This is a genomic window from Kitasatospora sp. NPDC056446 (genome assembly GCF_042796115.1).
Taxonomy (GTDB): Bacteria; Actinomycetota; Actinomycetes; order Streptomycetales; family Streptomycetaceae; genus Kitasatospora.
The window spans coordinates 1-11783 of sequence record NZ_JBHTRF010000014.1; the positions used below are offsets into that span (position 1 = coordinate 1).

At 72.0% G+C, this 11783-nt stretch carries 7 protein-coding genes; 2 read left to right on the forward strand and 5 right to left on the reverse strand.

The annotated features are described in order from the left end of the window. Positions 1-144: 144 nt before the first annotated feature. From ACFQ6N_RS11400 to ACFQ6N_RS11420, 5 genes are all read right to left on the reverse strand, one after another. Positions 145-3186, reverse strand: a complete 3042-nt coding sequence (locus ACFQ6N_RS11400) for an alpha-mannosidase (RefSeq protein ID WP_380648550.1) — start codon at positions 3184-3186, stop codon at positions 145-147. A gap of 78 nt (positions 3187-3264) precedes the next feature. Beyond that, positions 3265-4521, reverse strand: a complete 1257-nt coding sequence (locus tag ACFQ6N_RS11405; RefSeq protein ID WP_380648551.1) for a glycosyl hydrolase — start codon at positions 4519-4521, stop codon at positions 3265-3267. A 46-nt stretch (positions 4522-4567) separates the two neighbouring features. Then, positions 4568-5509, reverse strand: coding sequence for a carbohydrate ABC transporter permease (locus ACFQ6N_RS11410; protein ID WP_380648552.1), 942 nt, complete (start codon positions 5507-5509; stop codon positions 4568-4570). Positions 5510-5512: 3 nt separating this feature from the next. Then, positions 5513-6385 carry a carbohydrate ABC transporter permease gene (locus tag ACFQ6N_RS11415; protein ID WP_380648553.1) on the reverse strand — a complete coding sequence of 291 codons (873 nt, stop codon included), beginning with the start codon at positions 6383-6385 and terminating at the stop codon, positions 5513-5515. 102 nt (positions 6386-6487) lie between these two features. Next, the gene (locus ACFQ6N_RS11420) at positions 6488-7777 is read right to left on the reverse strand and encodes an ABC transporter substrate-binding protein (protein ID WP_380648554.1); all 1290 of its coding nucleotides are present in this window, start codon (positions 7775-7777) and stop codon (positions 6488-6490) included. Positions 7778-7927: 150 nt separating this feature from the next. Here ACFQ6N_RS11420 and ACFQ6N_RS11425 point away from each other — a divergent pair, with 150 nt between their 5' ends. Then, positions 7928-9052, forward strand: coding sequence for a LacI family DNA-binding transcriptional regulator (locus tag ACFQ6N_RS11425; protein WP_380648555.1), 1125 nt, complete (start codon positions 7928-7930; stop codon positions 9050-9052). A 258-nt stretch (positions 9053-9310) separates the two neighbouring features. Then, on the forward strand, positions 9311-11761 hold the full coding sequence (locus ACFQ6N_RS11430; protein WP_380648556.1) for a discoidin domain-containing protein: 2451 nt from the start codon (positions 9311-9313) through the stop codon (positions 11759-11761). Positions 11762-11783: the final 22 nt, after the last annotated feature.

Sequence of the window (11783 nt, forward strand, 5' to 3'; positions counted from 1 at the left end):
CTAACTGGGGGGTGCACGCCCCGGGGGCCACCCGGCGGGTGGGGGGCGGCGCCCCGGCGGGTGGGGGCCGGGGCGCCGCACAGCGTAGAACAGGCGGGCGGTCGGCGGGCCCGGACGGACCCTGGACGGCGGCCCGGACGGTCCCTAGACAGTCGCGCTGAGCCGCAGCGTGACCAGCTCGAACGGGCGCAGCGCCAGCCGCACCGCGCCGTCCGCCACCGTCACCTCGCCCCGGGTGCCGTCCCAGGGCCGCTCCAGCAGGTCGCAGGGGACGGCGCCGGCCAGCGGGAAGGAGGTGGTGAGCCGGCCGGTGGCGCGCCCGCCGCCCGCCTCGTAGACGCGGACGATCAGGTCCCCGCTGCGGTCGTCGGCGAGCTTGACCGCGCTCACCACGAGCGCGTCGTCGTCCACCGCCACCAGCGGCGCGACCCGCTCGGCGGTGCCGGTGACCCGCCGCTCCGGCAGGCCGATCCGGTAGCCCTCGCGGACGGCGTCGCCGATCGCCGCGCCCGGGACGAGGGCGTGCCGGAAGCGGTGCAGGCCCTGGTCGGTCTTCGGGTCGGGGAAGCGCGGGGCGCGCAGCAGCGAGAAGCGGACCGTGGTGGTGGTGCCGCCGTCGTGGTCGCGCACGGTGCGGGTGACGTCGTGGCCGTAGGTCGAGGCGGTGACCAGGGCGACGCCCCAGCCGGGCTCGTCCAGGTGCACGAAGCGGTGGTTGCAGGCCTCGAACTTGGCCGCGTCCCAGCTGGTGTTGGTGTGGGTGGGCCGGTAGAGGTGGCCGAACTGGGTCTCGGCGGCGTAGCGCTCGGTGTGCACGTCGAGCGGGAAGGCGGCCTTGAGGAACTTCTCGGTCTCGTGCCAGTCGACCTCGGTGTCGATGTCCACCCGCTGCTCGCCGGCCCGCAGGGTGAGCGTCTGCACCACCGTGGAGGAGCCGAAGGAGCGGGCGATCCGCACCGAGGCCCGGTCGGCGGCGCGGTCGGCGGTGATCGCGTCCACGCCGGTCAGGTCGGTGACGGTGTTGCGGTAGAACTGGTCCACGTCCCAGGCGTCCCACATGTTGGGGAAGTCGGGGTGCAGCTGCAGCAGGTTGGCGCGGCTGCCGGGGGCGACGGTCTCCCGGCCGCTCGCGACCTCGACCACCGAGGCGATCAGGCCCTCGGCGTCCACCACGACCTCCAGCAGGCCGTTGCGCAGCGTGAAGCCGCCCTCGGGCCGCTCGACCGCCTCGCAGACCGGGCCGGCGACGGCGACGGACGCGGCCCCGCCCGCCGGCACCGAGGAGCGCGGGTGCGGCGCGGCGTTGAACACCAGCTCGCGTCCGCCCGAGGCCTCCCCGGCCAGCGCCTGCTGGGCCGCGCCGATCAGCTCCTCCAGCTCCCCGGCCAGCGCCGCGTACGTGGCCTCGGCCTCGCGGTGCACCCAGGCGATGGACGAGCCGGGCAGGATGTCGTGGAACTGGTGCAGCAGGACGGTCTTCCAGATCCGGTCGAGCTGCTCGTACGGGTAGGCCGCACCGTTGCGCAACGTGGCGGTGGAGCACCAGAGTTCGGCCTCGCGCAGCAGGTTCTCGCTGCGCCGGTTGCCCTGCTTGGTCTTCGCCTGGCTGGTCAGGGTGGCGCGGTGCAGCTCCAGGTAGAGCTCGCCGACCCAGACCGGCGGGTTCGGGTACTCGGCCTCGGCCTTGGCGAAGAACTCGGCGGGCTTCTCCCAGCGGACGGTGGCGGAGCCCTCCAGGTCGTTCATCCGGGCGGCCTTGCCGACCATCTCGCGCGTCGTGCCGCCGCCGCCGTCGCCCCAGCCGGTCGGGGCGAGCGAGTGCCGGGCGACCCCCTTGTCCTTGAAGTTCCGCGCCGCGTGGGCGATCTCGCTGCCCTTCATGGAGCAGTTGTAGGTGTCCACCGGCGGGAAGTGGGTGAAGATCCGGGTCCCGTCGATGCCCTCCCACAGGAAGGTGTGGTGCGGGAACCTGTTCACCTGGCTCCACGAGATCTTCTGCGTCAGCAGCCACTTGGAGCCCGCGTTGCGGATGATCTGCGGCAGGCCGCCGGTGAAGCCGAAGGTGTCCGGCAGCCAGGCCTCCTGGTTCTCCACCCCGAACTCGTCCAGGAAGAAGCGCTTGCCGTGCACGAACTGGCGGGCCATCGCCTCCGAACTCGGCATGTTGGTGTCGGACTCGACCCACATGCCGCCGGCCGGGACGAACCGGCCCTCGGCGACGGCCTTGCGGACCCGGGCGTACACCTCGGGGCGGTGCTCCTTGATCCAGGCGAACTGCTGCGCCTGGGACATGGTGTAGAGGAAGTCCGGCTCGTCCTCCAGCAGCGCGGTCATGTTGGCGGTGGTGCGGGCCACCTTGCGGACGGTCTCGCGCAGCGGCCACAGCCAGGCCGAGTCGATGTGCGCGTGGCCGATCGCGCTGATCCGGTGCGCGGACGGCACGGCGGGCGCGGCCAGCACCCCGGCCAGCTCCGAACGGGCCTGTGCGGCGGTGCCGTTGACGTCCTGGAGGTCGATCGCGTCGAGCGCCCGCTCGATCGCGCGCAGCAGCTGCCAGCGGCGGGCGCCCTCCACCGGCAGCTCGGCCATCAGCTCGCCGAGCACCTCCAGGTCCAGCACCAGCTGCCAGACCGTCTCGTCGAAGACGGCCAGGTCCATCCGGGCCAGCTTGTACTGCGGGCGGTCCCCGGCGGTCTCCTTGTCGCCCAACTCGGTGGGCAGGAAGGGGTGGTAGTCGAGGATGACCGGGTTGGCGGCCGCCTCGACGTGCAGCAGCACCTGCTCCCCGCCGGCCGCCGGAGCGGCGATCCGCACCCACTGGTTCTGCGGGTTGAGGCCCTTCACCGGGGTGCCGTCCGGGCGGTAGACCAGGCCCTCGCACTGGAAGCCGGGCATGTTGGCGTCGAAGCCGAGGTCGATCAGCGCCTCGACGGTGCGGCCGGCCCAGGCCTCGGGGACGGTGCCGGTCACGGTGATCCAGCTGGTGCCCCAGGGCGCGCCCCAGGCGTCGCCGACAGCGATCGGGGCGCGCGGCGCGGCCAGGCCCTCGGCGACCGGGACGGGCTCGCCGGGGGCCGTCCAGATGCCGACCTCCAGCGGGACGGACTCGGGGTACACGGCCGGGCGGATGCGCTCGTCCAGGACGCGCTTGAGGCGGGACTCGACGAGGGTGCGGTCATCGTGCATGTCAGCGGGCTCCGTTGCGTGGCTGAGGGGTTCGGGGCTGAGGGGCGCGCGGCTGGGGGCGCCTGGCCGGGGGAGGACCTAGAGAGAACGTACGCCGTCGGGGTGGACCACCTCGGTGATGCCGCGCGCGGCCAGGTGCGCCCGGTCCTCGGCGCGTTCGGCGAGGACGGTGGTCGGGCGGGCGCCGGCCTCGGCGAGGCGCATGAACGCCTCGTACACCGGGCCGCCGGGCCCGCAGACCGAACGCTTCGGGGAGGTGACCTCGTCGCCGGTGGCGACCACCACGGCGGTGCTGCGCGGTGCGGGCGGCCGCCAGGAGCGGCGGGCCTCGGCGGCGGCCTCGGCGAGCCGGGCGCCGGCCGGCTTGACCTTCCGGTCGGTGGTCAACAGGCCGAGGCTGTATTCGAGTTCGGGGAAGTCGGCGAGTGAGCGGTCCACGTCGTGCGAGCACCACCAGGTGACGCCCCACAGGTCCGGGCAGTCCAGCGCGGCCGCCACGGTGGCCCCGGTGAAGCGGGCCGCGTCCTCGGCGGTGATGTGCGGGGCGGGCGCGCCGACCTCCTGGAGCCAGACCGGGCGGGCCGGGTCGTCCGCCCAGGCCTTGGACAGCTCGACCAGGTAGGCGGCATGCTGCGCGGTGGCGGTGGAGTGGGCGCCGTAGCGCTGGGCGGTGCCGTTGAACACCCAGGAGTGCACGGCGGTGGCGGAGCCGATCCGGGCCGAGTGCCAGGGGGTGAACGGGTGCTCGTCCAGGTACCAGGCGGCGTCGTACGAGGCGTGCAGGTGCAGCCGGCCGGGGGCGCCCTGCTCGCAGGCGTCGAGCATCCGGCGCAGCCACGCCTCGGCCTCGTCGGGGGTGGCCCGGTCGGGGTCGGGGTGCGGGTAGCCGGAGAACTGGTTGATCTCGTTGCCGAGCGTCATCCCGAGGAAGTTGGGCCGCTCGCGCAGCGCCTCGGCGAGGGTGCGCAGGTAGGCGGCCTGGCCGTCGATGACCTCGGGGTCGGTGAAGAGGTTGCGCCGGTGCCAGGTCCGGGTCCAGGCGGGCAGGAAGTCGAAGCTCGACAGGTGGCCCTGGAGGCCGTCCACCGCGACGTCCAGTCCGCGCTCGCCGGCCGCGTCCACCACGGCCGCCAACTGCTCGACGGCGCGCGGGCGGATCAGCGTGCGGTTGGGCTGGAACAGCGGCCAGAGCGGGAAGACCCGGACGTGGTCCAGGCCGAGTCCGGCGATGGAGTCGAAGTCGGCGCGCACGGCGTCGAGGTCGAAGTCGAGCCAGTGGTGGAACCAGCCGACGCTGGGGGTGTAGTTGACGCCGAAGCGGGGGGCGGTGGTCATCGGAGAGCTTCCTCGACTGGGTGGGGCGTACGGGCGGGCGGTGGCGCTATCCCTTGACGGCTCCCTCCTCGACGCCCTTGAAGAAGAAGCGCTGGCAGACGCCGAACACCACGACGATCGGCAGGAAGGCGATCATGGTGCCGGCCGCGATCAGCCGGGGATTGGCGGAGAAGGTGCCGTTGAGGTACTGCAGTCCGACGGTCAGGGTGTACTTCTGCGGGTCGTTGAGCACGATCAGCGGCCACAGGAAGTCGTCCCAGGCACCGATGAAGGTGAAGATGACGATCACGCTGATCATGCCGCGCACGTTCGGCAGGCCGATGTGCCACAGCCGCTGCCAGACGGTGGCGCCGTCCACCAGCGCGGCCTGGTCGAGTTCGACCGGGACGGCGGCGAAGGCGGTGCGCATCAGCAGCACGTTGAGCATCGCGATGGAGCCCGGGAGCGCCACGCCGGCCAGGCTGTCGGCCAGGCCGAGGCCGCGCACCAGCACGTACTGGGAGACGATGGTGACCTCGCCGGGGAGGATCAGGGTGGCGAGGAAGAGGCCGAGGACGAGCTTGGCGCCGCGGAAGCGCAGCCGGGCGAGGGCGTAGCCGGCCAGGGTGCAGCCGACCACGTTCCCGGTGATGCAGACGGCGGCGACGATCACCGAGTTGAGCGCGTAGGTCCACACCGGGATGGTGTCGGCGACCTTGCCGTAGTTGCCGACGGTGGGCTGCTCGGGCAGGAAGACCGGGGTGCGGGTGAAGACGTCCTCGGCGGGGCCCTTGAGGGAGGTGGACAGCTGCCACAGGAAGGGGCCGATCACCAGCAGGAGGACGAGCAGCAGGAGCAGGTAGCGGGTGGCGGTCCCGGCGCGGGAGGGGGTGTTGAAGCCCCGGGAGCCCCGGGAGCCACGGGAGGGCTGGGAGCCGCGGGAGCGCTGGGAGTCGCGTGGGTCGCGCGAGCTTTCGACGGCCTCGGTCGGCTGGTGGCGGGTGGTCACGGGTCAGGCCGCCTTCCGGTTCAGGCGCATCAGGAGCAGCATCGGGCCGAGGGTGACGACGAACAGCAGCAGGCTGAGCGCCGAGGCGTAGCCGAGGTGGCCGTTGAAGCCGCGGCTGTACATCTGGATCAGCATGACCACCGACATGTCCCGCCCGCCGGGGCCGCCCTGGCCGTGGGAGAGCACGTACAGCTCGGAGAAGACGCGCAGCGAGCTCACCGAGATCAGCGCGGAGATGAGGATCATGGTCGGCCGCACCCCGGGCAGGGTGACGTGCCGGAAGCGGCGCAGCGAGCCGGCGCCGTCCACGGCCGCCGCCTCGTGCAGCTCGCGCGGGACGTTGGCGAGGGCGGACAGGTAGATGACCATGTAGTAGCCGAGGCCCTTCCAGACGGTCAGGGCGATGGCGCTGAACAGCAGGAGCCAGCGGTCGGTCAGGAAGGAGACCGGGGAGTCGCTCAGCCCGGTCTGCTGGAGCACGCCGTTGACCAGCCCGCGGTCGTCCAGCACCCAGCCCCAGATCAGCGCCACCACGACGGCGGAGGCGATCACGGGGGTGTAGAAGGCGGTGCGGAAGAAGGTGATGCCGGGGATCTTCCGCTGGACGAGCAGGGCCAGCAGCAGCGGCAGGACGGTCAGCAGGGGTACGCAGACCACCATGAAGACGATGCTGTTGAGCAGGGCGTCGGCGAGCTGCTCGTCGTCCAGCAGGCGGCCGTAGTTCTCCAGGCCGGTGAACTGCCCGCCGCCCAGCGGCTTGGCGTTGGTGAACGACAGGATCACCGTGTTGACGGCCGGCCAGAGGTTGAAGACGGCCAGCCAGACGATCGCGGGCCCGGCGAGCAGCCAGGGGGTGAACCAACGCCGGTGGGTCATGCGGTTGCCTTCCTGGAGCCTGGGGTGGTGCGGGTCATTCCCGGGGAGCGGCGGGTGTGGGGGACCCGCCGCGTCGCCAGTACCGGGTGGGGCGTGGCGGGGTCAGCCCTTGAGCAGTCGGTTGCACTGCTCCACGGCGCTGTCCAGCGCCTGCTTGGAGCTCGCGTCGCCGCTGATGGCCAGGGCGATCTGCTGGTTGACGATGGTGCTCATCGCGTCGTCGACCTGGACGGGCTGGATCAGCTTGGCCTTGGCCAGCGACTTGAAGGCGGTCACCCGGGCGTCGCCCGCGTTGGTGCCGTCGCTCTTGCTGAAGAACGGGTCGTCGGACGAGGCCTTGGTGGACGGGAAGATGCTGGTCAGGTGGGCGAAGGCGGCCTGGTTCTCGGCGCTGGTGACCCAGCGGGCGAGGGCGACCGCGGCGGCCGGGTTCTTGGTGCTCTTGGGGATGGAGACGCCCTGGACGTACAGCGGCGGGGTGGCCAGCGCGGGGGAGGAGACGACCTTCGGCGCCAGCGTCGGGTTGTCGGTGGCGAGGCTGGTGATGTAGTTGGCGCCCGCGGTGGTCCAGGCGGCGGTGCCGGCGTTGAACAGCTTGGAGTTGCCCGCGTAGGTGTTGGTCAGCACGTCCTTGGGCAGCAGGCCCTCCTTGAAGGCGTCGCGGTACTTGTCGAGCAGTGCGGCGGCCTCGGGGGTGTTGAAGGTGAAGGTCTTCCCGTCGTCGGACATGAGCTTCACACCGGCGTTGTAGAGGTCGCCCAGGCCCGGCTTGCGGCTCATCAGATAGGTCTGGCCGCCGGACTTCTCCTTCATCACCCGGGCCTGGGCGATCAGTTCGTCCAGGCTGGCCGGGGGCTTGTTCGGGTCCAGGCCGTTCTTGCTGAGGAGTTCCGAACTCCAGTAGTTCACATCGGTGTTGAGGTACCAGGGGTAGCCGAAGGTGCCGTCCCGGCCGGCGAAGCGGTAGGCGTCGACGCCGCCGGCGACGTACTCGTCGGAGAGCTTGGGGTCGGCCTTGGCGACGTCCAGCAGGAGGTCCTTCCGGGCCAGCGGGAGGGCGAAGTCGGGCGGGAGGTTGACCACGTCGGGCAGGGTGCCGGCGGCGGCCTGGCTGAGCACCTTGTCGGAGTAGCCCTCGCCGGGCTGGTCGAGCCACTCGACCTCGACGCCGGGGTACTTCTTCTTGAAGCCGTCGATGACGCCCTGCATGTAGTCGGTGAACTTGGGCTTGAGCGCCCAGGTCTGCAACGAGACCTTGCCCTTGACCTCACCGGTGGCGGCCGCACTCGCCACGCTGTCGCTGTTCTTGGTGTCGCCTGAGCCGAGTCCGCAGCCGGTGAGTGCTGCCGCGGTGAAGGCCGTTGTCGTCAGTGCCGCCCAGATTCTTCGCATGAGGGTCTCCCGGTCCTGGGGGTGGGTGGGGGATCGTGCTGAGCTCGGGGGTTGTGCCGGATTCCGGAACCTGGCTAACTAAACCGGTCTAGCTATGGCAGGGACTATGCTCCGGCCTAAACTTGGATGTCAAGAGAGGAGCCGGGTTCCGTGGGCAGACCGACGATCGCCGACATCGCCCGCCAGGCCGGTGTCTCCAAGGGCGCGGTGTCCTTCGCGCTCAACGGCCGCCCTGGCGTGAGCGAGGCCACCAGGACCCGGATCCTGCGGGTCGCGGAGGAGATGAACTGGCGCCCGCACAGCGCCGCACGCGCCCTCGGCGGCGCCCGGGCCGACGCCGTCGGCCTGGTGATCGCCCGCCCGGCCCGCACCATCGGGGTCGAGCCGTTCTTCAGCCAACTGCTCTCCGGGCTCCAGGCGGTGCTCTCGGCCAGCTCCGTCGCGCTGCACCTGATGGTGGTCGAGGACACCGCCGCCGAGATCGGGGTCTACCGCCGCTGGGCCTCCGAGCACCGGGTCGACGGCTTCATCGTGGTCGACCTCCAGGTCAAGGACCCGAGACTGCCGGTACTGGACGGCCTCGGACTGCCCGCGGTCGTCCTGGGCGGCCCCGGCAAGGGCGGCAACCAGCTGCGGATCTGGGCCGACGACCGGGAGGCGATGCTCTCGATCGTCGACTACCTGGCCGCGATCGGGCACCGCCGGATCGCCCACCTGGCCGGGCTGCCGCACTTCCAGCACACCCAGCGGCGGATCCGGGCGCTGCGCGACGCCTCGCGCCGGCTCGGCCTGGAGGAGGCCGTGTCGGTGCCGACCGACTTCAGCGACGCGGAGGGCGCGGCCGCCACCCGCACCCTGCTCTCCCGGGCCGGGCGGCCCACCGCGATCGTGTACGACAGCGACGTGATGGCCGTCGCCGGGCTCGGCGTGGCGGGGGAGATGGGCGTCGCCGTCCCCGGCGAGCTGTCCATCGTCTCCTTCGACGACTCGGTGCTCGCCCGGATCGTCCACCCGCCGCTGACCGCGCTCAGCCGGGACACCTTCGCGCTCGGCGAGCAGGTCGCCCGCAGCCTGCTGGAGGCCCTGGACGAGGCCGGGCCCGGGCGCGACCTCCAGATGCCCACGCCGCGGCTGACCGTGCGGGAGTCCACCTCGCCGCCCGGCGGGCCCGTCCCGGCGGGCTCGGCCTCCTCCGGTGCTCCCGGGGCGGCCGTCGGCTCACTCCCCGGAGTGGTTGCTGCGCGAGTCGTTGACAGCGGTTCTGAACCGGTTTAGCCTCGCAGCGCCAAGCGGGTCCAGCTCGGCGCGGGCCGCTGCACCGCTCGGCGCGCACTGCTCGGCGTGTACCGCCGTACTCCGTCCGGCTTCCGCCGCGCCCGTACGTCGAGGAACCGCCGCAGCGGTGACGGCCCCCACTCGCACCGCTTCCGCACCGTCCCATCTGATCCGGCACCGGCACGCCCGCATGCACCCGGCCCCCGTACCCGACGGCGGGCCCGCCCCCACCCTCCTCCGCTCGATCGGAGCCAGCGCATGTCACGACGCCTCCCCCTGCTGCTCAGCGCCGCCCTCGCGACGGCCGCGCTGACCGCCGTCCCCTCGGCCTCGGCTTCGGCCGCCCCGGCACCCGCCCCGGCGCCCGCCGCCACGGCCGGTCAGGGCAGCCAGCCCTACGCCTCGTACTGGTACCCCAGCGGCATCCTCGGCTGGGACCCGGCCACCGACCCGGACGCCCGGTTCAACCGCTCGCGCGTCCCCCTCCAGCCGCGCACCAGCGACCCGGCGCTCAAGGCGAACCCCAACGCCCGTACCGGCGAAGGCCGGATCGCCTCGCTGGTGTCCTTCGGCCCCACCTCCAACAACCCCTCGCAGGGCTCCGCCGACCCCAACTACTACGCCTTCGGCTACTGGCAGTACGTCGACAAGCTGGTGTTCTGGGGCGGTTCGGCCGGCGAGGGCCTGATCCTCGCTCCCAACCCGACCGTCATCGACGCCGCCCACCGCAACGGCGTCAAGGTCTACGGCACGGTGTTCTTCCCGCCCGGCGCGTACGGCGGCCAGATCCAGTGGGTGCGCGACTTCGTCCAGAAGTCCGGCAGCCGGTACCCCGTTGCCGACAAGCTCGTCCAGGCCGCGCAGTACTACGGCTTCGACGGCTGGTTCATCAACCAGGAGACCGGCGGCGGCGATTCGGCCCTCGCCGGCGAGGTGCGCAACCTCATGCAGTACACCAAGGCGCAGAGCGGCACCGAGTTCATGTGGTACGACGCGATGACCACCTCCGGCGCGGTGAACTGGCAGAACGCCCTCACCTCCGCCAACTCGCCGTTCCTGCAAGACGGTTCGAAGAAGACCTCGGACTCGATGTTCCTGAACTTCGACTGGTCGGCGAGCGGCCTGAACTCCTCCCGGGCGCTCGCCCGCCAACTCGGCCGCAGCGAGTACGACCTCTACTCCGGCATCGACACCGAGGCCAACGGCTACAACTCCTCGGTGGACTGGAACAGCCTCTTCCCGTCCGGCAAGCCGCACACCACCTCGCTGGGCCTCTACCGCCCGGAGTGGACCTGGAAGTCCGCCACCGACCGCGCCGACTTCTACGCCAAGGACGCCCGCTACTGGGTCGGCGCCGCCAACGACCCGTCCCGGACCGACCTCTCGTCGAGCTGGCCCGGCCTGGCCGGGTACGTCGCCGAGTCCTCGCCGATCACCGCCAAGCCCTTCGTCACCAGCTTCAACACCGGGCAGGGCGACTTCTACAACGCGGGCGGCACCCGGGTCGCCACCGGCGGCTGGAACAACCTCTCGCTCCAGGACGTCCCGCCCACCTACCGCTGGATGGTCGACTCCGCGGGCAGCAAGCTGACCCCGACCGTCGACTTCACCGACGCCTACCAGGGCGGCTCCTCGCTGCGCCTGACCGGCACCCTGGACGCCGCCAACACCGTGCGGCTGTACGAGACCAGGCTGCCGGTCGCGGCGACGACCAAGCTGGACCTGGTGGTCAAGACCCCGGCCGCCGGACCCACCAGGCTCAAGGCCGCCGTCGCCTTCACCGACTCCCCGAAGAGCTTCACGACCATCGACGTCGGCGCCGAGACGGGCACCGGCTGGGAGCGGCACACCCTCGACCTCTCCCCGTACGCGGGCCGCACCATCGCCCAGATCGCGCTCCAGGTCGACGGCTCCGACCCCTCCTACGACCTCCGGGTCGGCCAAGTCGCCGTCTACGACGGTACGGTGGAGACCCCGGCGGCGCCGGGCGGTCTCACCGTGCTCGGCGCCAGCGACGTGACGCCCGGCTCCAGCCAGTCCCTGCGACTGTCCTGGACGGCCGCGCCCGGCGGCAACGTGCACCACTACGAGGTGTACCGGCGCAACGCCGACGGCAGCCGGACCTTCCTCGGTGCCACCCCCAACGACGCCTACTTCGTCGGACGCCTCGACCGGGCCGGTACCGAGGCCGCCACCACGCTGGACGTCGAGGCGGTGTCCACCACCTATGGGCGCTCCAACGCCGCGAGCACGACCGTGGGTTGGAACAGCACGCCGCCGACCTCGACCAATCTGGCACTGAACCGCCCGGCCACCGCCTCCGGCCAGTGCAACGCCAACGAGGGCCCGGCCAAGGCCGTCAACGGCAGCGTCAGCGGCGGCACCGGCGACAAGTGGTGCACCCTCGACTCCGCCAAGTGGCTGGAGGTGGACCTCGGTTCGGTGAAGCAGCTGTCCAAGCTCGTGGTCAAGCACGCGTCGGCGGGCGGCGAGAGCGCCTCGTACAACACCCGGGACTTCTCCCTCCAGGTCCGGTCCGCCGCCACCGACCCCTGGACGACGGTCGCCGATGTCACCGGCAACACCGCCGGCACCACCACCCACCCGGTGAACACCACCGCCCGCTACGTGCGGCTGGTCGTCACCAAGCCCACCCAGAACACCGATCCGGCCGCCCGCATCTACGAGTTCGAGGCCTGGGGCGCCTAGCCTCGCCCGCCCGCTTCTTCGG